Annotated in this window: 11 protein-coding genes and 1 pseudogene; 6 read left to right on the forward strand and 6 right to left on the reverse strand. The window is 64.3% G+C overall.

From position 1 onward, the window contains the following. Positions 1–57: 57 nt before the first annotated feature. The 6 genes from FZF13_RS18230 to FZF13_RS18255 all read right to left on the reverse strand — a co-directional run bounded on the left by FZF13_RS18230 (position 58) and on the right by FZF13_RS18255 (position 11,848). Positions 58–1,110 carry a sulfate/molybdate ABC transporter ATP-binding protein gene (locus tag FZF13_RS18230; protein ID WP_024923529.1) on the reverse strand — a complete coding sequence of 351 codons (1,053 nt, stop codon included), beginning with the start codon at positions 1,108–1,110 and terminating at the stop codon, positions 58–60. Between the two features lie 13 nt (positions 1,111–1,123). Further along, positions 1,124–2,008 carry a sulfate ABC transporter permease subunit CysW gene (cysW, locus tag FZF13_RS18235; RefSeq protein ID WP_024923528.1) on the reverse strand — a complete coding sequence of 295 codons (885 nt, stop codon included), beginning with the start codon at positions 2,006–2,008 and terminating at the stop codon, positions 1,124–1,126. After that, entirely contained in the window at positions 2,001–2,852 is an 852-nt protein-coding gene (gene cysT / locus FZF13_RS18240) for a sulfate ABC transporter permease subunit CysT (protein WP_024923527.1), read from the reverse strand. Before cysT ends, cysW begins: the two co-directional genes overlap by 8 nt. 78 nt (positions 2,853–2,930) lie before the next feature. Continuing rightward, positions 2,931–3,959: a sulfate ABC transporter substrate-binding protein gene (locus FZF13_RS18245; RefSeq protein WP_024923526.1), complete on the reverse strand. Its 1,029-nt coding sequence runs from the start codon at positions 3,957–3,959 to the stop codon at positions 2,931–2,933. A 274-nt stretch (positions 3,960–4,233) separates the two neighbouring features. Next, positions 4,234–6,348 (reverse strand): penicillin-binding protein 1C, encoded by a 2,115-nt coding sequence (pbpC, locus tag FZF13_RS18250; RefSeq protein ID WP_051504756.1) that lies wholly within the window; start codon positions 6,346–6,348, stop codon positions 4,234–4,236. 19 nt (positions 6,349–6,367) lie between these two features. Then, positions 6,368–11,848, reverse strand: coding sequence for an alpha-2-macroglobulin family protein (locus FZF13_RS18255; RefSeq protein WP_024923524.1), 5,481 nt, complete (start codon positions 11,846–11,848; stop codon positions 6,368–6,370). Between the two features lie 364 nt (positions 11,849–12,212). Here FZF13_RS18255 and FZF13_RS18260 point away from each other — a divergent pair, with 364 nt between their 5' ends. The 6 genes and pseudogenes from FZF13_RS18260 to FZF13_RS18285 all read left to right on the forward strand — a co-directional run. Beyond that, entirely contained in the window at positions 12,213–14,141 is a 1,929-nt protein-coding gene (locus FZF13_RS18260) for an autotransporter assembly complex protein TamA (protein WP_024923523.1), read from the forward strand. Between the two features lie 4 nt (positions 14,142–14,145). Continuing rightward, positions 14,146–18,324: a translocation/assembly module TamB domain-containing protein gene (locus tag FZF13_RS18265; protein WP_036254310.1), complete on the forward strand. Its 4,179-nt coding sequence runs from the start codon at positions 14,146–14,148 to the stop codon at positions 18,322–18,324. Positions 18,325–18,620: 296 nt separating this feature from the next. After that, complete coding sequence (locus FZF13_RS18270; protein WP_024923521.1) at positions 18,621–20,276, forward strand: ABC transporter substrate-binding protein; 1,656 nt, start codon at positions 18,621–18,623, stop codon at positions 20,274–20,276. 147 nt (positions 20,277–20,423) lie between these two features. Next, entirely contained in the window at positions 20,424–21,458 is a 1,035-nt protein-coding gene (locus FZF13_RS18275; protein WP_024923520.1) for an ABC transporter permease, read from the forward strand. Positions 21,459–21,470: 12 nt separating this feature from the next. Then, positions 21,471–22,628, forward strand: coding sequence for an ABC transporter permease (locus tag FZF13_RS18280; RefSeq protein WP_024923519.1), 1,158 nt, complete (start codon positions 21,471–21,473; stop codon positions 22,626–22,628). Between the two features lie 16 nt (positions 22,629–22,644). Beyond that, positions 22,645–24,780: pseudogene (locus FZF13_RS18285) on the forward strand (dipeptide ABC transporter ATP-binding protein); the annotation flags it as partial. Positions 24,781–25,248: the final 468 nt, after the last annotated feature.

The raw sequence follows: 25,248 nt of genomic DNA on the forward strand, positions 1-25,248 counted from the left end.
CGGATCGACAATTCCGGGTCGTTCATTCCATGATTGGCCGGAAAACTCCGTCTCCGACTACTTCTGCCCGTCCTGTTGCGGAAACAGCTTCCAGCGGCGTGGGCGGAAAGCGACGCGGCTCTTCTGCGCGGCGGGATGGTCGACCGGCAGTTCGATCTCGACGCGCTGGCGCTCGCCGCCGATTTCCAGTTCGACGCGGCGGGTGCCGGCAACGCGGCGGCTGGCGATTACCGTGCCGGCGATGCAGCCGCTGCAACCGTCGAGCAGCTCGACATCGTGCGGGCGGAAATAGAGCAGGGCGTCGCCGGGCGAATGATTCGGCGCGGACAGGCCGATCGGACGGTCGGCAATCCAGAGCTGGCCGTCGTCGATCTTGACCGGCAGCGAACTCGACTCGCCGATGAAACCGAAGACGAAGGGCGAGTTGGGCGTGTCGTAAACCTCGTCGGCGGTGCCTATCTGCTCGATCTGCCCCTGGCTCATCACCACCACGCGGTCGGCCAGTTCCAGCGCTTCCTCTTGGTCGTGGGTGACGAAGACGGTGGTGTGGCCAGTGGTGTCGTGGATGTCGCGCAGCCAGCGCCGCAATTCGCGCCGCACCTGCGCGTCGAGCGCGCCGAAGGGTTCGTCGAGCAGCAGCACCTTGGGTTCGATCGCCATGGCGCGGGCGAGCGCGACGCGCTGGCGCTGGCCGCCTGACAGCTGCGCCGGATAGCGCTTCTCAAGTCCCGAAAGTTGAACGAGGTCGAGCAGTTCGGAGGCGCGGCGGCGAATTTCGTCTTTGGGCGGCCGGTTGGTGCCGTGCCGCACCTTCAGCCCGAAGCCGATATTGTCGGCCACGGTCATGTGGCGGAACAGGGCATAGTGCTGGAACACGAAGCCGACATTGCGCTCCTGGATGGTCTTGCTCGAAGCGTCCTCGTCGCCGAAGAAGATCTTGCCGGCGGTCGGCTGCTCCAGCCCGGCGATCAGCCTGAGCAATGTGGTCTTGCCGGAACCGGACGGACCGAGCAGCGCGATCAGCTCGCCCGAGCGAATGTCGAGCGAGACGTCACGGAGCGCCGGGAACCGGTCGAACTCCTTGCGTACATTGGCAACGCGAACTTCCATGCGGGTGTCCCTGTCAGTGTCCGCGTGTGGCGGCGAGCTCGGCGCCGTAGCGCATCTCGAGAGCGGTTTTCAAGACCAGCGTGACGAGCGCGAGCCCGGCCAGCAGCGAAGCCACGGCAAAGGCGCCGACGGCGTTGTATTCGTTGTAGAGGATCTCGATGTGCAGCGGCATGGTGTTGGTCATGCCGCGGATATGACCCGAGACCACCGACACCGCGCCGAACTCGCCCATGGCGCGGGCGTTGCACAGCAGCACGCCGTAGAGCAGACCCCATTTGATGTTGGGCAGGGTGACATACCAGAAAACCTGCCAGCCGTTGGCGCCGAGCGACAGGGCCGCTTCCTCGTCGCCATTGCCCTGTTCCTGCATCAGCGGGATCAACTCGCGGGCCACGAAGGGAAAGGTGACGAAGATGGTGGCAAGCACGATGCCCGGCACCGCGAACAGGATGACGATGCCATTGGCCTTCAGCCAGGCGCCAAGCAAGCCTTGTGCGCCGAACAAAAGCACATAGACCAGGCCGGAAATGACAGGTGAGACCGAGAAGGGCAGGTCGATCAGCGTGATGAGGAATGCCTTGCCCTTGAACTCGAACTTGGCGATCGCCCAGGATGCGGCGATGCCGAAGACGACGTTGAGCGGTACCGAGATCGCCGCCACCAGCAAGGTGAGGTGGATCGCGGCGAGCGTGTCGCGGTCGTTCAGCGAGGTGAAATAGGCGCCGATGCCTTTCGCGAAGGCCTGCTCGAACACGATGATCAGCGGCAGGACAAGGAACAGGCCGAGAAACACGAAGGCGATCGTCATGAAGACGCCGCGCGCGGCGCGGCTCTCGGTAATTGCCGACGAGGGATTGTTGTGCACCGGCTCGTAGGACTTGATTTCCGGATCAGCCATAGCGCTTGCGGCTCCATGACTGGAGGAGGTTGATGACGAGCAGCAGGGCGAAGGAGAGACCGAGCATGGTGGCGGCAATCGCGGTGGCGGCGGCGTAGTTGAATTCCTCCAACCGGATGACGATGAGCAGCGGCGCGATTTCGGTGACGTTGGGTAGGTTGCCGGCGATGAAGATGACCGAGCCGAACTCGCCGACGCCACGCGCGAAGGCGAGTGCGAAACCGGTGATGATGGCAGGTGCGAGGCCGGGAAAGAGCACCTTGGTGATGGTCTGGAAACGACTGGCGCCGAGCGTCGCGGCGGCTTCCTCGACCTCCTTGTCGATCTCTTCGATGATCGGCTCGACGGTGCGCACCACGAAGGGCAGGCTGACGAAAACAAGGGCGATGACGATGCCGAGCGGCGTGTAGGCGACCTTGATGCCGGCCTGCATCAGCGGCGCACCCAGCCAGCCATTCGGCGCGTAGAGCGTGGTCAGCGCGATACCAGCAACGGCGGTCGGCAAGGCGAAAGGCAAGTCGACCATCGCGTCGACGATGCGGCGGCCGGGGAATTTGTAGCGCACCAGCACCCAGGCGACGAGTGTGCCGAAGACGACGTTGATGGCGGCGGCGATCAGCGCGGTGCCGAAGCTGATCTGCAGTGCCTTCAGCGTGCGCGGCGCTGTCACGATATGCCAGAAATCGGTCCAGCCCAGGGCAGCCGAACGCCAGACCAGCCCGGTCAGCGGGATGAGGATGATGAGGGTGAGGTAGACAAGCGAGAAGCCGAGCGTCAGTCCGAAACCCGGAATGACACTCGGCTGCCTGAACCGCCACCCCGCCTGCGCGGGTGCCATGGTCATGTTTCTAGAAATCCGTCCCTTTTGTTCGCCCTGGCTTTCGCCCGCTCCGAAGGTGCCGAAGCGGATATGCCGTTCTTGTCACTGCGCCGGCTTGTAGACCTGGTCGAATATACCACCGTCGGCGAAATGATAAGGCTGCGCTTTCTTCCAGCCGCCGAATTGCGGATCGTCGATGGTGACCAGCTTGATCTGCGGCAGCTTGGCGAGATCTTCCGCCGGCACCAGGTCGGGCTTGGCCGGACGATAGTGGTTCTTGGCGATCAGCGTCTGGCCTTCCTTGGAATAAAGGTATTTCAGATAGGCTTCTGCGACCTTGCGGGTGCCCTTGGCGTCGACATTGGCGTCGACCACGGCGACCGGCGGTTCGGCGAGGATCGAGGTCGGCGGATAGACGACGTCGAATTTGTCGGCGCCGAATTCGTCGAGCGCCAGGTAAGCCTCGTTTTCCCAGGCCAGAAGCACGTCGCCCAGACCCTTCTGCGCGAAGGTGACGGTAGAGCCGCGCGCTCCGGTGTCGAGCACGGGAACATGCGAATAGAGGTTGGAGATGAATTCCTTGGTCTTGGCCTCGTTGTTGCCGTCCTTGGCATTGGCATAGGCCCAAGCGGCCAGATAGTTCCAGCGCGCGCCTCCGGATGTCTTCGGGTTCGGCGTGATGACCTGCACGCCTTCTTTGACCAGATCGTCCCAGTCCTTGATGCCCTTCGGGTTGCCCTTGCGCACCAGGAAGATGATGGTGGAGGTGTAAGGGGCCGAATTGTTCTCGAACTTGGTGCGCCAGTCTGGGTTGATCTTCTTCGATTTCGAGGAGATCGCGTTGATGTCGCCTTCCAGGGCAAGCGTGACGACATCGGCATCGAGACCGTCGATGACGGCGCGGGCCTGCGCGCCGGAGCCGCCATGCGATTGCTGTATGGTCACGGTCTCGCCGGTCTCCTTCTTCCAGTGGACGGCGAAGGCTTCGTCGAACTGTTTGTAGAGTTCGCGGGTCGGGTCATAGGATACATTCAGGATGGTCGTGTCGGCGAATGCGAAACCGAGCGCGCCGAATTGGACAGAACCGGCGATGAGCGCGCCGAGCAGCTTCTTGAAATGAGGGTTGGTCATTTCAGCCTCCGTTGAACACAATTCTACTCTATCGAAATTGTAGAAATTGGGTGCGGCGAAAGTTGCATTTTTCAGGCGTAGGGAGAAAAGTTGCAGCGTGTGAGCCGCAGGGCAAGAAAATTCTTCCTTGCCTGGTGACGGTTTCGGGTGCACGCAGCGGCGCCGACGCGTTTGAGGCCGCCTTGGCCGTACGCGATTCAAGCCGGGCCGGCCGGCGGCGAACCCAACGATTTCTTCGGTATGGCGGCGGCGCCTTGGGGAACCGCGCGACAGGCTATTCGACGAACACCTTGACGCTGGTGGCGCGACCGGCGGCGTCGATGACGGTCAGCGTCGAATAGCCAGCGCCGTCCGGCAGCCAGGTCGCGGTGCGCCGGCGATCGATCCCGACCAGCGGCTTGCCGTTGGCCAACCAGCGGAACGGTGCGCGGCCGCCCTGCAGCTTCAGTACTAGCGGCGTGGCGCCAGGCCCCGACGTGCCGAGATCGACACGGGCACCGTCGGGTGGAAAGACGATGCGCGGCGCGGGTTCGGTCGGCGCGGCGACAACCGAGACGTCGGAGGCGGTGCCGAAGCGGGCGAGCGTCACCGGCAAGTCCTCGCGCCGTGGCCGCAGCACGCCCGCGGGCTGGCTTGGCAAAGCGACGGCGGCGATGCCGGAGCGCGCGAAACCTTCGAACAGGATCGGTGCGGCGGAAATGTAACCCGACAGCCCGGGCACCGCGCTGGCGTCGGGCCGGCCGACCCAGACCCCCAGCACATGGCGGCCGTCGAAGCCGATCGCCCAGGCATCGCGATAGCCATAGGAGGTGCCGGTCTTGTAGGCGATGCCGCGTTGCTGCGCGCCCTCGGGTGGGCGCACGCCGGCGAGGATGTCGGTGATCTGCCAGTTGGCGCGCTCGTCGAGGATGGTTGTTGCGGCACCCGTCACGGGCACAGCCTCGGTGCCGTCGCGCAGCGGATGCGCTTTTCCGCCATTGGCGAGCCCTGTGTAAAGCTGGACGAGGTCGCGCAGGCTGACGCCGACGCCGCCGAGGCCGATGGCAAGGCCGGGGGCTTCGTTGACCGGCAGCAACGGCGAGACGCCAGCCTGGCGGAAGCGCGCCATCAGCCTCGCCGGCCCGACCGTGTCGAGGATGCGGATAGCCGGCACATTAAGCGACAATTGCAGCGCCTGCCGGATCGAGACATCGCCCTGGTAGCCCATGTCGAAATTCTTCGGCCGGTAGCCGGAGAAGTCGGCGGGGCTGTCCTCGATGATGGTTTCCTGGGCGACCACGCCTTGTTCGAAGGCGAGGCCGTAGATGAAGGGTTTCAGCGTCGAGCCGGGCGAGCGCAGGATGCGGGTCATATCGATCCAGCCGGAGCGGCTGGAATCGAAGAAGGAAGCCGAGCCGACCTCGCCCAGAATGTCGCCGGTGCGGGAATCGGCGAGCACCATAGCGACCGACAGTTTGGGCCCGAGCTTGGCGGCGGCCTCGCGGGCGACCGCTTCAAGGCCTTCCTGCACGCTCTTGCGGATCGTCAGCTTCAGCGGCGCGCCGGCCTCGGCCTTGCGCACCAGCGTGTTGGCAGCATGCGCGGCAAAAGCGGGCAGCGGGCGACGCAGGCCGGAGACATCGTCGAGCGCGGCACGGCGGGCCTCGCGGTCGCCGATCAGGCCAGCCGAGACCATGCGCGTGAGCACACGATCGCGCGCCGCCTGGGCTATGGCGAGGTTCCTGTCCGGACGGCGGCGCTCAGGCAATTGCGGCAGCGCCACCAGGAGTGCCGCTTCCGAGACGGTGAGGCGGCGCGGCTCCTTGCCGAAATAGGCCAGCGAGGCCGCCCGCACGCCCTCAAGGTTGCCGCCATAGGGTGCAAGCGTGAGATATTGCTCCAGGATCTGGCGCTTGGTTAGCCGCCGCTCGATCTGCACGGCGCGCAGCATCTGCTTGAGCTTGGAACCTAGGGAACGGCTTTCGCGCGGTTCGATCAGGCGGGCGAGCTGCATCGACAGCGTCGAGCCGCCGGAGACGATGCGGCGGTTGGTGGCGAACTGGGTTGCCGCGCGGCCGAGGGCAAGGAAATCGATGCCCTCGTGATCCCAGAAGCGCTTGTCCTCATAGGCGACCAGCATCTCGACGAAGCTCTTGTCGACCTGATCGATGGCAACAGGCAGGCGCCAATAGCCATCCGGCGTAGCGAAGGCGCGCAGCAAGGTCCCGTCGCGATCGACGACCTCGGCGGAAACGGCCAGTTTCTCCGGCAGAGGCGGCGGGAAGGCACGGTCGAGCGCCCAGAGGCCGCCGACCGCGATCGACGCCAAGGCGATGGCGGCGGTCGCGAGGATGGCGAGGCGCCGCAACCGGCTCCTGCCAGGCGAGGGAGGGGACGCTTCGATCGTCATGATCGCCTCATCGGCCGCCTTACGGCGCCTTCACCTCCATCATGCCGGTAGCGGTGCGGGCCGAATATTGCGGCCGGTACATGTCCTCGACCGAGGCCGCCGGATGCACATAGACACCTGGTGTCACGGCGCGCACGACATAGGCCATCGTCTTGGTGCGGTCGCCGTCGTCCTCCGACGGGTCGAAGGCCGCGACGAAACGGTCGTTGCGGAATTCGAGATGCGCGGCATTGGTCTGCGCCAGCCACGGAAAGCCAGTGAGCTGCGCGCTGGAGACGAGACCGGGATTGTCGATCTCGAAACCGGCGGGCAAGAGGTCGGTGACCAGCATGCGCTGCGGCCAGTCGTTCTGCGACGCGACTTTGAGCACGACCACATAACGCTCGTTCTGCTTGGCTTCGGTGACGTTCGCTTCCTTGCCGTCGAGCGTGTAGTAGGTGCGCTCGATGGTGTAGCCGTCGCCGCTTGCCGGCAGCGGTTGCGAGGGCGAGGCCACGCTGGTGACGACCGCCTGCAGCGGAGCCTTGCCGTCATTGGCGACGGTGAGCGGGGTGTCGAGCAGGGTCTCGCCGGTCATGTCGGCCGAATAGGCGCCGGTATGGGGCTGGCCGTTGACCTCAAGCTTTATGGTGTCGTTGCCTTCCTTCAGCGCGCGGGCCGCCAGCAGCATCCAGGCGTTGTCCTGCGTGCTCGTCCAGCGGGCTTTCGCGCGTTCCCTTTCCACCAGCTTGACGAGTTCCGGCAACACGGCCGGCGCTGGCTTGGATTCCGCGGCAAGCGCCAGCATGGCGGCACCGTCGCGCAGCGCCGAGCCGTAGTCGGTGCGGTACCAGTCATAGTCATTCATGGATTTGGCCAGCCGCAGCGCTGTGGAGAAGGTAGCGTCGGAGCGCTGCGCGTCGCCGTAGAGCGCGAGTGAGGCGGCCAGTTGCGCCACCGCCATCGGGCTCGAGAAGGCTTCGAGCTTGGTGTCGACATAATAACGCAGGTCGCCGACGGAGGCTTTCTTGTTGCGGGCCAGCACATAGAGCGCATAGGCGATATCGGTGCCGCGATCCTGAACGTCCTGATCGTAGCCGATCGAATTCTGCAGGTTGCTCAACGCCTGCGAGATTGCCTGCGCCGGTACGTCGTATTTCGCTTCGCGGGCGCGGGTCAGGAAATCGCTGACATAGGAATCCAGCCACAAATCGCCGGAGCCGGGGCCCCACAGGCCGAAGCTGCCGGCGGAAGCCTGGTAGCTCAACACCCGGTAGATCGCCTGCTGCACACGGTCGTGCAGGCCCGGATCGTCGGGGATGCCGTAACCCTTCGACATCTCGCTCATATAGAGCAGTGGCATGGCGCGGCTCGTCGTCTGCTCGGCGCAGCCATAAGGATAGCGGTCGAGCGACAACAGCAGTGACGGCACGTCGAGGGCCGCCGATTGCGAGACGCCGACGCTGACGGAGGCGCCTTGCAGGATGCTGGCGGCGAGCAGTTCCTTGTCGACGCGCAGCGCGCCGCCGCCGCTCTTGAGGTCGACGACCATGCGCGACGTCACCGGCAGCTGCGACGGCCGTATCGGCAGGAACAGCGTCTGCTCGACCTCAGGACCGCCTTCATGGGCGAGTTTGACGGTGAGAGTGGCATCGCTGGGCGAGACCGCGATCAGCGGCACGGTCAGCGACTGGCGCTTGCCCTGGGCGAGCGTCAGCTTGGCCGGCACCGCTTCCTCGCCGATCGTCAGGTCGCCGGTGGTCTGGATGCTCAGCGCGTAGTCTCCGGCCGGGCCGTCGGTGTTGGCGAAGTCGAGCCGCATGGTGGCCGAGTCGCCCGGCGCCATGAAGCGCGGCAAGCCGGCCGTGACCACGATCGGATCGCGCACGATGACGTCGGTGGAGGCGTGGCCGACGGCTTCCTTCGTCCAGGCCACGGCCATGACACGCGCCGTGCCGTTGAATTGCGGCAGGTCGAAATCGATCGTCGCTTTGCCTTCGGCGTCAAGCTTGACGATGCCGGAGAAGAAGGCGACCAGCTTTTCGGTGGGCGGGCTGCCCTGGCTTTGCATGGCATTGCCGTCGCCGCCGGTGCGCAGCTTGCCGGTGGTGCCGAGCGAGCCGTCGATCAAACGACCGTAGAGATCGCGCAGCTCCAGTCCCATCATGCGTTGGCCGAAGAACCAGTTCTCGGGGTCCGGCGCCTTGTAGTTGGTCAGGTTGAGGATGCCGACATCGACGGCCGCCACCATGACATAGGCCTGCGAGCCCGGCTGCATGCCGGTGACAGCGACTGGGATCGACAGCGACTGGCGCGGTTCGGTCTTGGCCGGTGGCGTCAGCGCGACGCCAAGTTTCTTGGCGCCGGGATCGATCTTCAACCATTTCACGCCGATGGCGCGGGCCGGCATGCGGCTTTCCTGCGCGTTGCCCGGCCGGAACAGCGTGGCGGTGACATAGGCGCCGGCGCCCCAATTGTCGGGAACCGGAATGTCGACGGTGCCGCCATCGGCGGGTATCGATACGTCGATGGTCTTCATCAGCCGGTCGGCGCCGATCGTCACCAGAAGTTCACCGGCGTAGTGCGGCGAGACCTTCAGCTTGGCGACATCGCCGGCGGCATAGCCGTCCTTGTCCAGCGCGATTTCGAGGCCGTCGGGCGTCTCGGTCGAGGTGGCGCTGACATACCAGCCGCCGTCGAACTCGTAGCTCGTTGCCGGGCCGTCCGCGCTTGATGTCTCCACCTCCAGCCTGTAGCGGCCCCAGTCGACCGGCAGCGACAGGCTGGCTTCGCCGTCGGTGGCGATGTCGACCGCGCCGTTGGCGACCGATTTGGTGAAGGTCACCGGCTCGTAGTTCCACGAGCTGCCATTGCGGTACCATTGGTAGTTGCGTTCGACTTTGACCAGCGACCATTGTGCGCCGGCCATCGCCTTGCGCTTGCCGTCGCGGTCGACGGCGATCAGGCTGAACTTGGCGGTGCCACCCTGCGGTACCTCGTCATTCTCGAAATCGGGACGGATGCCGATCATGTCACCCTGCGGGCGGATGGCGAGATTGAGCGAGCGCTCGACGGCGCGGCCGCCGGTCTCGCGCATGCGCACCGTCACCTTGGCGTTGACCAGCTTGGTGGTGGATGGCAGCTGGGCGATGGTGACCGGGAAGGTCGCCTTGCCGTTGTCGCCGACCACCGGCAGGTCGGCCAGCGGCGTCGAGGAAGGCTGGGCGGCCTGCTCGTCGGCAAGGCCGAAGACAAAGTCCTTGAAGCGATCCCAGTCGCGTGTCACCGCCAGCGTGGTTTCGCCTTCCAGCGCCAGGCCGGCCGCCGGCGCGCCGTAGAGGAAGCGGCCGTCGACGGTGACATTGGCCGTCTCGCCCTGCGCGATCTCGGTCTTGTCGGCGGTGAGGTCGAATTCGATGCGGTCCGGTACGAAGTCTTCGACCAGGAACATCTGGCTCGCCACCGCCGGCTGCTTGGGATCGGTGTGGATCGACACCGTCCAGCTGCCGCGCATGGCGTTCGGCTCCAGCGACAGGTCGACGGAATGGCCGCCTGCCGAGGTGCCGTCGCTGACGATACGGCGCGCCTCGACGCCGTCGGGGCGCGTGAAGATGAAGGTCAGCGGCAGGTTGTCGACCGCCTTGGAGGTGTCGTCGCGGGCCAGCGCCTGCACATGCACGTCCTCGCCGACGCGGTAGATGCCGCGCTCGGTCCAGGCGTAGACGTCGAGCGCGCCCGTCGCGGCGCGGCCAGCGACGCCGCGATCCGACAGGTCGAAGCCGGCCTTGGCCATGTCGAGGAAGACGAAGTCCTGGTCGCCCTGCTTGGCCATCAGCACGGCCGGCACCATGCCGCCCTCGCCACGGGTGAGGCCAGGATTGAAGACGGCGCGGCCTTCGGCGTCTGTCGTCGCGGTGCCGAGGATTTCGTTGTTGCGGGCAAGAAGGGTGAGTTCGGCGCCCTGGATCGGCTTCGCGGTGCCGAGCGAGCGGGCAAAGACGTTCAGGCCGTCCTGTCCGGTGTAGGTGGAAAGGCCGATGTCGGAGACCACGAACCATTGCGTGGCACGCGAATTGTAGGTGTCGCTGTGGTCATCCACCGGTTGGGCGGTCAGGATATAGACGCCGGGCTTGCGCTGCGGCAGCGCCTCGTCGACCGGGAAGGAGGTGGTGACCTCTTTGTTGAGGTCGCCGGCGATCTCCATCCGGCCTTCCCAGATCGGCTGACCCATCTGGTCCCTGATGTTGGTCATGTCGTAGCCGTCGAGCTGGCGCAAGAACTGGTAGCCGGACAGAAGCTGGGCCAAGGACCGGTCGCCTATGCGGAAGAGCTTCATGTCGGCGGCGTTCATGTTGACGGTAACGACCGGAATGCCGCGGCGCACGCCGGCCGGCAGCACGAAGCTGTCGCCGGTGAAGCGGGCGGACGGCGCGCGGTCCTGTACGTAGATCGACAGTGCAACCGGGGCGGCTGTCACCTCGCCGATGGCCGAAGGCAGGCCGGCGCGGAAGGTGATGTTGTAATGCTGTCCGTGCTCCAGGCCCTCGACGCAGATCTGCTTGCCCTTGGCCTCGACGCCCTTGGGTGCGGCGCCGTCGATGGTGACGAATTGCGCATAGTCGACGCCGGTCTTGACCAGCTCTTCCGAGAACTGCGCGCAGATGCGCGGCGCGGTGGTGTCGGCATCGACGCTGTGCTCGACGACGCGGAAACCCTTGCGGGCCTTCAGGTCCTGGTATTCGGAAAGCACCGCCGGTGAATTGACCAGCGCAAGGCTGGCCTCATAGGCCTGCAACGCCGGGCGGTAGAGTTCGCGCTTGTCGAGACCGGCGGCAAGCAGGGCCAGCACCTCGGCGCGGTTGGTCGTGGTGCGCGACAGCTGGTAGGCATTGAAGGTGGCCGAGGTCGCATTAGCCTGCAATGTCGACTGGTCGTTGCTGGATGCCGTCGTCAGCGTCGCCAGGGTCTCGTGGGCGAGCTTGGTCCACAGTGTGCCGTCGTCCGGCATCATCGACAGTGCCGCTTCATATTTCTGCATTGCTGCGCGGTGGTCGCCGGTCAGGGCCGCCTGTTCAGCGGCCTGTTCCAGCGTCGTCAGCCCGTCGGTCGGCTTGGAATAGCCGGGGCCGACCAGGCGCTTGCGATACTGCAGCGCCTGGTCGGCCATCCAGGCCGGGAAATAGGTCAGTTCCTTGGGCGCGCCGATGTCGGGTTCGCTGGCGACGTTAACCACCTTGCCGCCGACCGCGCCGGCAAAGGGCTTCAGCGTGTTGTAGTCGGATTTGAGGAAACACCACTTGGCCTTGGTGTTGTAGGTGAAGGCGCGGCAGGCATTGTCGCCGAGGCAGTCGGTCTTGCACTGATCCAGCGTGACATTCTGCTCCGAGCGGAGGTCGAAGCCGAAATAATCGACATTGTCGGTGGTGACGATTCGCTTGGTCTCCGCCGCTTGCGCGAGGCCGTGGAAGACCGAGAGGAGCAGGAGAACAACCGGCAGTATCCTGACCGCACGCAAAACCATCGCATCCTCCTCTCACTTTCCAGCACAGCCGCGTTGCCAAGCGACAACGGTGCCCGATTTTTCCGGCTGTCGTGGCATGTTCCGCCTTAGCCGAGGCTTGTCAACACGCGCAAACGGCCATAACCGGCCCACGAAGGTCCATTGCAAACCGTGCCTTAGGGGCATTCAGTGTGCATTCATATGAAAAGCTTCACACAATTTTGCGACGGAACAAAAGGTGTGAACTCAAAGGTGCAAGCAATTCAGACATTTCATGGTTCGTGCCCTATAGGAATTTACGAGGACTTCAGAAGTTCACTCCAATTTTAGCAATCAGGGAGCATGGGAGGGACACGGTTCGGGTCTTGGAGGACAGGTGCGGCTGATGCCGACGAGGGAAAAGCGCGATTGGCAGGGCAGCGCGTGCAGGCGCAGCCTTTCGCGCGCCTTGCTCGCTGTCACGCTTGGCGCCGCCACGATGATAGCCGAAAGCCGTAGCGTTTCCGCCTTCGAACTCTTCGGCATCAAGCTGTGGGGGTCCGACGACAAGGCGGACACCGAGATTGCCGACCCGCTGCGTTATGCTGTGACCATTGACGTCAAGGATGACGACGCGGATCTGAAGAAAAGGATCGAGGCGGTCTCCGGCCTGAAAGCCGACGAGGACCATCCTGTTTCCGGTTCTCTCGGCCTGATGACCAAGGCGCGCAGCGATCGCGAGCAGCTGGTGGCGGCGCTTTACGAGGACGCCCGCTACGAAGGCGTGGTCGACATCTCAATTGCCGGCCAGTCGATCGACGAATTGCCGCCGGATGCCGAATTCAAGGGCCAGCAACCGATACCGGTGACGATCACCGTCACCCCAGGCCAGAAGTTCACGCTGGGCGACATCCGTCTCAAGGGCGATGCCGCGGGGCTCGCCAGCGCCGATTTCGGTCTGATCTCCGGCGGCGATGCCGGCTCGGGCGCGGTGCTGAAGGCTGAGGCGAGACTGGTCAAGGCGCTCAAGGACGAGGGCAGGCCGCTCGCCAAGGTCACCGATCGCGAGGTCGTCGCCGACCATGCCAACGGCCGGCTCGACGTGACGTTGACCGTCGAGGCCGGTCCGGTCGCGGGCTACGGCGAGACCACGGTGAAGGGCACCGAGACGGTGGATCGCGATTTCACCGAATACATGACCGGGCTGAAGCGCGGCGCGCGCTATTCGCCCAAGGAAATCGATACGGCGCGGGACCGGCTGCTCGGCCTCGAAGTCTTCAACAGCGTGACGCTGAAGGAAGCCGACAAGCTGGACGCCGACGGCAACATCCCCATCGGTGTTGAGGTGAGCGAGCGCAAGCCGCGCTATTTCGGCGTTGGCGGCACTTTGTCCAACACCGAAGGGCTGGGACTGGAAGGTTATTGGGGCCATCGCAACCTGTTCGGCAAGGCGGAGAAGCTGCGCATCGACGGCTCGATCAGCGGCATCGGCTCCAATGCTATTGGCCAGCTCAACTACAATGCCGGCATCATGTTCGAGAAACCGGGCGTGGTCGGTCCCGCTTCCAAGTTCTTTGCCAATCTGAAGACCGTCTACGAGCATCCGGACGCCTATGACCGCTTCTCGGTCAAGGGCGGCGCTGGGCTCTCCTACGAGATCGACAAGAGGCAGACCGTTTCGGCGGAACTGTCGCTCGACTATTCCAAGATCACCGACAGCTTCGGCAAGCACGACTACCTGATTGCCAGCGTGCCGCTGCAATATGTCTTTGACAACCGCGACAACAAGCTGAACCCGAAGAGCGGCTTCAGGGCACTGGCCTATGTCGAGCCGAGCTACGATCTCCTGAATGGCGCCACTTTCGTGAAGCTCAGGGGCGAGGGTTCGGCTTATCAGGCACTCGACACCGGCGGCCGGTTTGTGCTGGCCGGCCGCGTGGCGCTGGGCTCGATCGTCGGCGCATCTCTGGGAGACGTTCCCGCAGACCGCCGCTTCTATTCGGGCGGCGGCGGCTCGGTGCGCGGCTACGCCTATCAAGGCATCGGCCCGAAGGACATCAACAACAAGCCGACCGGCGGGCTTTCCTACTTCGAGACCTCGGCCGAAATGCGCATCGGCATCACCGACACGATCGGCATCGTTCCGTTCGTCGATGCCGGTACTGTGTCCACCAAGCAGTTCCCGGACTTCTCCGATGTGAAGGTCGGCGCCGGCGTCGGCCTGCGTTATGTGACGCCGTTCGGTCCGCTGCGCATCGACGGCGCCATTCCGCTCAACCGCGGTCCAGGCGATCCACGCTTCGGCATATATGCCGGCATCGGTCAGGCGTTCTGACGAGATGGCTGGCTTGCTCAGGCGCGCGGCGCGAATCTTCCTCTACCTGGTGGCGATCGTCGTCGCCGGTGCTATCGGCGCGCTCGTCGTTTTCACCACCACGGAACGCGGCCGCGACAATCTCGCCGGGCTGATCTCGTCGATGGCCTCCTCGCCGGATACCAAGGTGACGGTCGCCGGCATCGATGGCATCTGGTCGGGCGCCCTGACGGTCGATCATGTCGTGCTCGAAGACAAGCAAGGGCCATGGCTGGTGCTGCGCAAGGTTGCGGTCGACTGGTCGCCGCTGGCGTTGCTGTCGAAGACTTTTAGCGCCGAGCGCGTCGCGGTCGAGCGCATCGAGGTGGCCCGCCCGCCGGTTGGTGGCGAGCAGAAGCGCGACAATGCCGGTGGCGTGAATCTGCCTGTGTCCCTCGACATCAAGGCGATCGATCTGCCTGATATCGCGCTCGGCCAGGCCCTGGCCGGCGTCGGCATCGCTGAGCTTGCCGCCAAGGGCTCGGTCAAGGCCGATGCCTCGCCACTCGCGGTGGCGGCCAAGCTCAATGTCGCCCGCAACGACGGCAAGCAAGGCACCGTCGACGCCAATGTCGATTTCGCGCCGGCCGCCGACAGGCTGGACCTCGACGTCAAGGCGTCGGAACCGTCGGGCGGCATCCTGGCCAATCTGCTGCAGCTGCCCGGCGCGCCGCCAGTGGAAATATCGATTGCCGGCAAGGGTGCGCTAGCCGACTGGAACGGCACCGGCACATTCAGCGTCGACGGCCAGGTAATCACCCAGCTTGTCGGCCGTCATCAGCTCACCGACAAGGGCAACCGCTTCGAGGCCAAGGGCGACGGCGATTTCGCCCGCTTCCTGCCGGAGCGGTTCAAGCCGCTTCTGGCCGGAAGCACGACATTCGATCTCGCGGGCACCGCCACCAAGGTCGGCGGCGTCGAGGTCGAGCGTGCCAACATCGCCAGCGACGCGGTGCGCGGCGAGGCGAAGGGCACCATCAACCCCCAAGGCACCACCGATTTCGGCTTGCAATTCAACTCGGTCGGCCCGGTGCTGCCGCTCGCGCTCGGCAGCAAGGAAAGCCCGATCGATCTCGACCTGAAATCGGCTTCGGTGCACGCCTTCGGCGAGGGCAGCAAGCCGATGCTGGACATCGGCGCGTCGCTCGCCAAGGTGACGACCACAGTCACCAAGTTCGAGAATATCGACCTGACCATCCATTCCGACAGCTTCGATATCGCAAACCGCGTCGGGCCGATCACTGGCGCCGTCACCGTCGACAAGATCGGCCTCGACAACCCGACCATCGCGCCGCTGATCGCCGGCAAGATCAAGGCAGACGTCACCGGCAGTATCGAGAAAGAGACGATCAACGTCGACAAGGGGTCGATCCGCTCGGACACGCTCGCCGGCGATTTCAACGGCAAGATGGCGCTTGCCGACGGTTCGATCGAGTTGAACGTCAAGGCCGATGCCGCTTCGTCGGCACTGCCGGCTGCGGCACGCCCGGTGCTCGGCGAGCGCGCCGTACTGTCGGCTGCGATCAAGCGCAACGCCAAGGGCCTGGTCTCGGCCGATTCCATCAAGCTCGTCTCCGGCGCGGTTTCCGCTGACGGCAGCGCCAGCCTCCATGACGGCCAGATCGTTGCCGAGCTCAAGGGTGCGCTGGCCGACCTGTCCTTGCTGTCGAAGGAAGCCAAAGGCGCGATCGGCCTCTCGGTCACGGCCAAGGGTGTCATGGTCGCACCGGACGTTACGCTTTCGGTGAGCGGCGACAAGCTCGAGGTAGCCGGCCGCGAGATCCAGGGATTGAACCTCACGGCATCCGGCAGGGCCGACGCGGCCAATCCCGCCGCCGACATTTCGTTGTCCGGCACCGTTGCCGGTCAGCCGCTGCAGGGCAAGGCGGTGCTGAAGACCGCGAATGGCCAGCGCCGCATCGACGGCCTGTCGCTGGCGCTCGGCCAGAACGGGGTTTCCGGCGATCTCGTGCTGGACCAGGCCTTTCTGCCGGAAGGGTTGGTGAAGATCGATCTGCCGGATATCGGGCCGCTGGCGGCGCTGGCGCTGGAAAAGGCCGAAGGCAATGTGCGCGGCATGGTCCGCTTCAGCAAGCAGGACGGCGTGCCGCAACTGGCGCTGCAGGCCAAGGCAGGTCTCAAGCGCGGCGACCTGACGGCCAATAATGTCGCGATCGACGCGCAGGTGGCGAATTACGCGGCGGCGCCCGTCGTGGCTGGCACGGTTCGTGCGGATGCCGTGACTTCCGGAACCATGACCGTGACCGGCATCGCCATCGACCTGAAGCGCGACGGCGAATGGACTGGCTTTTCCGGCGGCGCCACGGTCAAGGACATTCCGGCGAAGGCGGCGGGACGGGTCAAGGTCGCCGGCGGTACGACGACGCTCGAACTCGCTTCCGGCCAGGCTACGATCCGCGGCCTCAGGGCAGCGATCGCCGAGCCGTCCACCATCGCTGTCGCCAACGGCACCACGACGATCCAGAAGCTGGTGGTGGGCGTCGAGGGCGGCCGCGCCACGGTCAGCGGCACTGCCGGCAACGCGCTGGACCTCAACGTCGCGCTGGCCAATTTGCCGATCGCCGCCGCCAATGCTTTCTCGCCGGGCCTCGGTGCCGCCGGTACCGTTTCGGGCACTGCGAAGGTGACTGGCCCCGCGTCGGCGCCGTCGGTGGCCTATGACATCAAGGCGAATGGCGTCGCGCTGGCGGCTATGCGGGATGCCGGCATCGACGCCCTCAACATCACATCGGGCGGCACCTTCGCAGCCAACAAGCTGAACTTCAACGCCGATATCGGTGGCGGGACGGGACTTGCGCTGAAGGCTGGCGGCTCTGTGACGACGGCAGGCGCACCCAACCTTTCGGTCGACGTCAATGGCAACGTGCCGTTCGAATTCCTGGCGCGCAAGCTGGCGGCGCAGGGCCTGTCGCTCACCGGCACCGCCAATGTCGCCGTGCAGGTGCGCGGACCGGCCAGCCAGCCGGTCATTTCCGGCACGGTGCGCTCGTCGGGCGCGCGCTTCCTCGACGCCGGTTCTGGCCTCGCGGTCAAGGACATTGCGCTCGATGTCGGCCTCGGCAACGGCGTCGCGACCATCAACCGACTGACTGGCACTTTGTCGACGCGCGGCACGCTGAGCGCCGGCGGTACGGTCGGCATCGACCCGGCCAAGGGGTTTCCGGCCGACCTGTCGATCAAGTTGGTTGACGGCCGCTACACCGACGGCCGTATCGTCACGGCCAATCTCGGCGGCGACCTGACCGTGAAGGGGCCGTTGGCGACGGCGCCGGCGATCGCCGGCACCATCAATCTGGGCAAGGTCGTCGTCACCGTGCCGGAGCGGCTGCCGACATCGCTGTCGACCCTCAACGTCAAGCGCAAGGACGCACCGGCGGCGGTGCGCGCGCAGGACAAGGCGCTGCGCCCGGCCGGCGCCACCAGCAGCGGTGGTGGGGGCGGCGGGTTGACGCTCGACATCACCGTCAACGCGCCGAACCAGATCTTCGTGCAGGGCAGGGGCGTGGATGCCGAGCTCGGCGGCAATTTGCGCTTGGCGGGGCCGGCGTCGGCACCGCAGGCGGTCGGTCAGTTCACGCTGCAGCGCGGGCGGCTCTCCATCCTTGGCAAGCGCCTGACTTTCACCGAAGGCACGCTGACCTTCTCGGGCTCGCTGGTGCCGTATCTGAACCTGGTCGCGGAATCGACAGCCACCGACGCGACGGTGACGATCACCGTGTCGGGCGAGGCGACCAATCCGAAATTCGCCTTCTCCTCGGTGCCGGCACTGCCGGAGGACGAGGTTCTTGCCCGCCTGATCTTCGGCCGCTCTATGTCCAACCTGTCGCCGCTGCAAATCGCCCAGCTCGCCGAGGCGGCAGCCCAGCTCAGCGGCGTTGGCGGCTCGACCTCGCTGCTGGAAAAACTGCGCAGCAAGCTCGGCGTCGACGATCTCGACGTGACCACCGACGATCAGGGCGGAACGGCGGTATCGGCCGGCAAGTATCTCAATGACCGCACCTATCTCAACATCCAGAAGGGCGAGAAGCCGGGCTCGGGCAAGGCGCGCATCGACTTCAATGTCGGCAAGGGCGTCAAGCTGCGTGGCGAAGCGTCGGACGCCGGCGAAGCCAAGGGCGGCATCTTCTACGAGCGCGAGTACTGAGGCAGCCAATCGCACGCCTGCCGGTAGAGTGTATTGGACCGACGGCGTCGCGCAACTGGTGCTTTCAGAAAAAGGTGTGTTGCCGCAAGTCTAGCTTGCGCGCGGTTTGGACAAAACCGCCGTGGTCATTTTGTTGCCATCGATAGCAAATTTCCGTCAAGATTGTCGCATTCACGCGAACTGCTCCCTTTTCAAAGTTGCACTCTCCTTTTTGAGTTCCAAAGTCGAACGATCTTTGACATCGTCGGTCGAGTGCGGAATGTTAAAAGGCAAAAAGCCAACAATGGGAGTTAGTCATGAAATTCTATCGGAGTAACAGCGACCGCGTTCCCGATCACATCCTGGCAATGGCCGAGCAGGTCAAGACCGGGGAAGTCGATCGCCGTGAGTTCCTGGCGATGGCAAGCATCTTTGGCGCATCTGCAGCCATGGCCTATGGCCTGCTGGGCGTTGCCATGCCGACGCCAGCCATGGCCGAAGAGCAGCCCAAGAAGGGCGGCGTCCTCAAAGTGGCCATGTCGGTCAAGGATCCGAAGGACCCGCGTACCGCCGACTGGTCGGAAATCTCCAATGCCGAGCGCCAGGCGCTCGAGCCGCTGGTGAAGTACACCAAGCAGTACACTTTCGAGCCCTACCTCCTCGAAAAATGGCAGGTCAACGACGACGCCACCGAATACACTTTGCATGTGCGTCCGGGCGTCGAATGGAACAATGGCGACAAGTTCACCGCCGATGACGTGATCCACAATTTCACGCGCTGGGCCGACAAGTCTGTGGAAGGCAACTCGATGCCCGGCCGTCTGGGCAGCCTCGTCGACGAGACCACCAAGAAGCTGCGCGAAGGCTCGATCGTCAAGGTCGATGACATGACGGTCAAGCTGAAGCTGACCAAGCCCGACATCGCCGTTATCGCTAACCTGGCCGACTATCCGGCGCTCGTCGTGCACAAGACCTTTGACGAGAAGGGCGCCAACTTCAAGAATTGCCCGATCGGCACCGGTCCGTTTGAGCTCGTTTCCTACGATGTCGGCCAGAAGGTGGTCTACAAGCGCCGCGAAACCGGCAAGTGGTGGAACGGCGAGGCCTATCTCGATGGAGTCGAATTCATCGACTACGGCACCGATCCGGCTGCCACGGTTGCGGCTTTCGAATCCGGCGAAGTGCAGACCAATCACGAGACCACCGCCGACTACGTCAAGATCATCGCGGGCGTCGGCGCCCCGGTCTCTGAAGTGGTGACGGCGGCTACCGTCGTCTCGCGCTTCAACGTCAAGGCCAAGCCCTATGACAACCAGAAGGTTCGTCAGGCCATGTGCCTTGCCGTGGACAACGCCACCGTGCTGCAGCTCGGTTACGGCAATGCCGGCACCGCCGCTGAAAACCACCACGTCGCGCCGATCCATCCGGAATATGTCGAGCTGCCCAAGATCAAGCGCGACCCGGCCAAGGCCAAGCAGATGCTGCAGGAGGCAGGCGCGCTCGATTTCGAGCACGAGCTGATCTCGAACGACGAGGACTACCATAAGAACACCACCGACGCGATCGCGGCGCAACTGCGTGAGGCCGGCATCAAGGTGAAGCGCACGGTGCTGCCGAGCTCCACCTTTTGGAACGACTGGACGAAGTATCCGTTCTCGGAAACCAACTGGAACATGCGCCCGCTCGGCATCCAAGTCATCGCTATCGCCTACCGCTCGGGCGAAGCCTGGAACGAAACGGCTTATGCCAATCCGGACTTTGACAAGAAGGTCAACGAAGCCCTCGGCATCGCGGATGCGGAGAAGCGCAAGGTTGTGATGAAGGATATCGAGCAGACGCTGCAGGATTCCGGCATCATCATCCAGCCCTACTGGCGCAAGCTCTACATCAACATCAAGCCCGAGGTGAAGAACCACTCGATGCACCCGACCTACGAGCACGATTTCGGCAAGGTCTGGATCGACAAGGCTTAACCGGTCCTTCGGCAGGGATGAGGGCGCACGCCCTCATCCCGTTCATGGCCTCGCGGCGTCGCACGCCGCGGCGGCATGATTCCGCACCAGGTTTTTGGACGCAGGGTTGACAGCATCTGACCCCAACCCGGCCGGCAGGGGGGCGCAATGTTCTCATTCATAGCCAGACGCATCGGCACGATCCTGCTGACCATGCTGTGTCTGACGCTTGTCGTCTTCTTCCTGGTCAATCTCGAACCCAATCTGAAGAAGCTGGCGATCAGCCAGACAGAAATGCACACGCCGCCCGAGCAGCTCGAAAGCTGGCTCGTCAATCACGGCTACAGGCAGAATTTCTTCGTCCGCTACGGACAGTGGCTCGGCGTGGTCAAGAAGGAGCCGATCGTCGATGCGGCGACCGGCAAGGCCTCGCAGCGCTTCACCTTCTGCAATGACCCGATGGAGCCCGCCTATAATGGTGTGCTGCAGGGCGATTTCGGCTGCTCCACCAAATTCAAGGCCACCGTTGCGGCCAAGCTGTTCCCAGCACTGCGTGCCACCGGCATCCTGATGTTCTGGGTGCTTGCAGTGATGGTGCCGGTGTCGCTGCTCATCGGCATCCTGGCCGGCATGCGGGAGGGCTCGCGAACGGATCGAACCCTGTCGGTTGCCTCGATCATCACCACGGCGACGCCGGAATATGTCTCGGGCGTTATTTTCACCGTCATATTCGCGTCGTGGCTCGGTTGGCTGAACGGCTCGGCTGCCTCGGCAAGCCAGGGCATCACCTTCTACAATTTCACGCTGCCGGTCATCACGCTGGCCATATACGGCATCGGATACATCGCGCGCATGACACGCGCCTCAATGGTCGAGGTGATGACGCAGCAATATATCCGCACGGCGCGGCTGAAAGGCCTGTCGTTCTCCAACGTCGTCATCAAGCACGCGCTGCGCAATGCGCTGATCGCGCCGTTCACCGTCATCATGCTGCAGTTCCCCTGGCTGCTCACCGGCGTCGTCATCGTCGAGACGATGTTCCGTTACCAGGGCTTTGGCTACACGCTGGTCGAGGCTGCCGGCAACAACGACATCGATCTTCTGCTTGGCTGCTCGATGGTCTCGGTGTTCATCGTCTTGATCACCCAGCTGATCTCGGATGTCGGCTACGCATATCTCAATCCGCGCATTCGCGTGCAGTAGGGGAGGCCGGCGATGCAGATCGAATATATCGGAGCCGTCGGTATCATCCTGGGCGTGCTGGCGCGGTTCTGGCCGGTTTGGCTGGCGCTCGCCGTCGTGCTCGGCACAAGCTTCACCTATAAGAAGAAACTCGGCCTCTACGGCCAGCTGTTCGACAGCGGCGTCGGCATCGCCGGCGTCATCATCTGCCTGTTCTGGCTGTTCACCGCGATCTTTGCCTCGCATGTGGCGCCGTTTGACCCGCTGGGGCAGTTGCCGGTGATGAAGGACGCGCTGCCCGGCGCGGTCGAGCCGGCCTCCAAGGGCGTCTACCTGTTCGGCGGCGACAAGCTGGCGCGCGATATCTTCTCGCGTATGGTGTTCGGCTCTCAGATCGTGCTGATCATCGCCCCGGCCGCTACCGGCTTCGCGCTGATGGTCGGCATCACGCTTGGCCTGCCCGCCGGCTACTATGGCGGCAAGATCGACACCGTGCTGTCGTTCCTCGCCAATCTGGTTCTCGCCTTCCCGGTGATCCTGCTGTTCTACCTGCTGGTTACGCCCGGCATCATGGACACGCCGATCCCCTATGCGATGGCGGGGCTGTTCTTCCTGTTCCCGATTATCTTCTTCTGCGTCCTGTTCTGGACCCGCTACAAGAAGCGGCCGGACCGGCTGTATGTGCTGATGGGGTTGACTTTGCTGATCGGCGGCTGGGTTTATCTCGGCCTTGTATTCGACGCCGATCCGCTGAAGATCGTGCATATCGATCCCAATCAGCTCAACATCTTCGTGGCGGTGGTCTTTGCCTCGTCACCTGGCGTGTTCCGCATCGTGCGCGGGCTGACCATGGACATCAAGACGCGCGACTATGTGGCGGCCGCCCAGACGCGTGGCGAAACGCCTTGGTACATCATGCTGTGGGAGATCCTGCCCAATGCGCGCGGCCCGCTGATCGTCGATGCCTGCCTGCGTATCGGCTACACTACCATCCTGCTCGGCACGCTGGGATATTTCGGCCTGGGTCTGGCGCCGGAAAGTCCGGACTGGGGTACCGCGATCAAGGACGCCAGCCGGTTGCTGCGCTCCTTCATCCATCCAGCATTGCCGCCGACGATCGCGCTGATGTCCTTCGTGCTGGGGCTCAACCTGCTCGCCGACGCACTGCGCGAACAATCGATGAAAGACTAGAGTGGAGGGCGACGCCATGAACGAAGCCGTTAAAGCCACGAACACAGCCAACGCCCAGCCGATCATCGAGATCGAGAACCTGTCGATCTCCTTCTTCACCCGCAAGGGCGAAATACCGGCGGTGATGGACTTTTCCTGCACAGTGATGCCCGGCGAAGCGATGGGCATCGTCGGCGAGAGCGGTTGCGGCAAGTCGACCGTGTCGCTCGGCATCATGCGCGACCTGTCCAACATCGGCAGGATCGTCGGTGGCCGCATCAAGTTCCAGGGCAAGGATATGGGCGACATGTCGGAGGAGGAGCTGCGCTCCATCCGCGGCAACAAGATCGCCATGATCTACCAGGAGCCGATGGCCAGCCTGAACCCGGCCATGAAGATCGGCCAGCAATTGATGGAAGTGCCGCTGCTGCACGATAAGGTCTCCAAGGAAGAGGCCTACAAACGTGCGCTCGACATGGTGCGCTCGGTCAAGCTGCCCGACCCCGAGCGCATGATGCGCTCCTATCCGCACCAGCTTTCCGGCGGCCAACAACAGCGCATCGTCATCGCCATGGCGCTGTTGTCCAATCCGGCGCTGCTTTTGCTCGACGAGCCGACCACAGCGCTCGACGTGACGGTGGAGGCCGGCATCGTCGAACTGGTGAAGGGGCTGGGCAAGCAGTTCGGCACTTCGATGATCTTCGTGTCGCACAATCTGGGCCTGATCCTGGAGACCTGCGACAGGATCACGGTGATGTATTCGGGCGAAGCGGTGGAAACCGGCAAGATCACCGACGTCTTCGACCGCATGCGGCACCCCTATACGCAAGGGCTGTTCCGCTCCATTCCGCTGCCCGGCGCCGACAAGAACGAGCGGCCGCTGGTGGCGATCCCTGGTCAATTGCCGTTGCCGCAGGAGCGGCCACGAGGCTGCAATTTCGGTCCTCGCTGCCACCACTTCGTTGAGGGCGTGTGCAACGCAGCCGAGATTCCGATGATCCCGGTGCAGGGGCATGACGGCCATTTCTCGCGCTGCGTGCGCTTCAACGAGATCGACTGGGCAGCGCTGCCGCCCGGCGCCAAGAAGGCCGGCGAACCGGTCAAGCCCGGCGCACCGGTACTCAAGGTCGACGACCTGAAAAAATACTACCATGTCGGCGCCGGCGGTGTGTTCGGCGGTAGCGAGGGGCGCACCGTCAAGGCCAACGAGACGATCAGCTTCGAGGCGCGCGAGAGCGAGACCGTCGCCATCGTCGGCGAAAGCGGTTGCGGAAAGTCGACACTGGCGAAAGTGCTGCTCGGCCTAGAAACGGCAAGCGCCGGCAAGGTCACGCTTGCCAACACCGAAATCCAGGCGACGGGCATCGAGAAGCGCAGCGTCGATACGGTCTCGGCCATCCAAATGGTGTTTCAGAACCCGTTCGATACGCTGAATCCCAGCCACACCGTCGGCTCGCAGATCATCCGCACGCTTGAGAAGTTCAACGTCGGCAAGACGGTGGCGGACCGTCGGCAGCGCATGCTGGAGCTTCTGGATCTTGTGAAGCTTCCACGCGCTTTCGCCGAACGCAAGCCGCGCCAGCTTTCCGGCGGGCAGAAGCAGCGCATCGGCGTGGCCCGCGCCTTTGCCGGCTCGGCCAAGGTGGTGGTGGCCGACGAGCCGGTCTCGGCGCTCGATGTCTCCGTCCAGGCGGCGGTGACCGAGCTCTTGATGGACATCCAGCGCCAGTCCGGGATGACGATGCTGTTCATTAGCCACGATCTGTCGGTGGTGCGCTACATCGCCGACCGCGTGGTGGTCATGTATCTCGGCTACATCGTCGAGCAGGGCACAACCGATCAGATCTTTTCGCCGCCCTATCACCCCTATACCGAGGCGCTGCTTTCAGCGATCCCGATCGCCGACACCAGCGTGGTCAAGAAACACATCGTGCTCGAAGGCGACATTCCCTCGGCGATGAACCCGCCGAGCGGCTGCCCGTTCCAGACCCGCTGCCGCTACAAACATCTGGTGCCGGACGGCCGTTGCGAGAAGGAGGTGCCGCCGCTGAAGGATCTCGGTGGCGGCCACCGCAGCCTGTGCTGGCTTTCCGACGAGGTGCTGGCCGGCATGGAGCCGGTGATCAGCTTCGACAAGGCGCATGCGGCGCTGGAGGGCGTGCCCGACGATGCAGTCGAGATTGCTGACGCGCCGGTTGCGGCTGCCAAGGCGAAGGTTGCCCGCAAGGCATCCACTGTCGCCAGGGGCTCCAAGGTGTCCGCGAAGGTGGCCATGGTCGCGCCGGAACCGGCGACACAGCCAGCGCCGGCAGCGAAAAATGTACCTGCCGCCAAAAAGTCTACGGCAGCCTCCAAGAAGACTGCGCCAGCCGTGAAATCGGAGCCTGCGGCGAAGACTGCTGCAGCCGGGAAGACGGCCGCCACTGCCGGCAAGGCGGTTGCTGCAACGCAAGCGAAGAAGGCAACGGTCACTAAGAGTCACAAGCCGAAGGCGGCAACCGGCTCCAGGACCAAGGCGGTGCCGGCTACTCCAGCCGTGAAGGCGGCCGTGCCGAGCCCTGCTCCTGAACCGGTCGATCCCGCGGATCGCGGCCGGCCGGCCGGCATAGCGAGACCCGCTGAGCCCGACGACCTTAAGCTG

Source organism: Mesorhizobium terrae, assembly GCF_008727715.1.
Taxonomy (GTDB): Bacteria; Pseudomonadota; Alphaproteobacteria; order Rhizobiales; family Rhizobiaceae; genus Mesorhizobium; species Mesorhizobium terrae.

Coding starts and splice junctions, on each gene's coding strand:
- FZF13_RS18230 (WP_024923529.1), bottom strand. CDS start 1,110: ATGGAAGTTCGCGTTGCCAATGTACGCAAGGAGTTCGACCGGTTCCCG.
- cysW (WP_024923528.1), bottom strand. CDS start 2,008: ATGGCTGATCCGGAAATCAAGTCCTACGAGCCGGTGCACAACAATCCC.
- cysT (WP_024923527.1), bottom strand. CDS start 2,852: ATGACCATGGCACCCGCGCAGGCGGGGTGGCGGTTCAGGCAGCCGAGT.
- FZF13_RS18245 (WP_024923526.1), bottom strand. CDS start 3,959: ATGACCAACCCTCATTTCAAGAAGCTGCTCGGCGCGCTCATCGCCGGT.
- pbpC (WP_051504756.1), bottom strand. CDS start 6,348: ATGACGATCGAAGCGTCCCCTCCCTCGCCTGGCAGGAGCCGGTTGCGG.
- FZF13_RS18255 (WP_024923524.1), bottom strand. CDS start 11,848: ATGGTTTTGCGTGCGGTCAGGATACTGCCGGTTGTTCTCCTGCTCCTC.
- FZF13_RS18260 (WP_024923523.1), top strand. CDS start 12,213: ATGCCGACGAGGGAAAAGCGCGATTGGCAGGGCAGCGCGTGCAGGCGC.
- FZF13_RS18265 (WP_036254310.1), top strand. CDS start 14,146: ATGGCTGGCTTGCTCAGGCGCGCGGCGCGAATCTTCCTCTACCTGGTG.
- FZF13_RS18270 (WP_024923521.1), top strand. CDS start 18,621: ATGAAATTCTATCGGAGTAACAGCGACCGCGTTCCCGATCACATCCTG.
- FZF13_RS18275 (WP_024923520.1), top strand. CDS start 20,424: ATGTTCTCATTCATAGCCAGACGCATCGGCACGATCCTGCTGACCATG.
- FZF13_RS18280 (WP_024923519.1), top strand. CDS start 21,471: ATGCAGATCGAATATATCGGAGCCGTCGGTATCATCCTGGGCGTGCTG.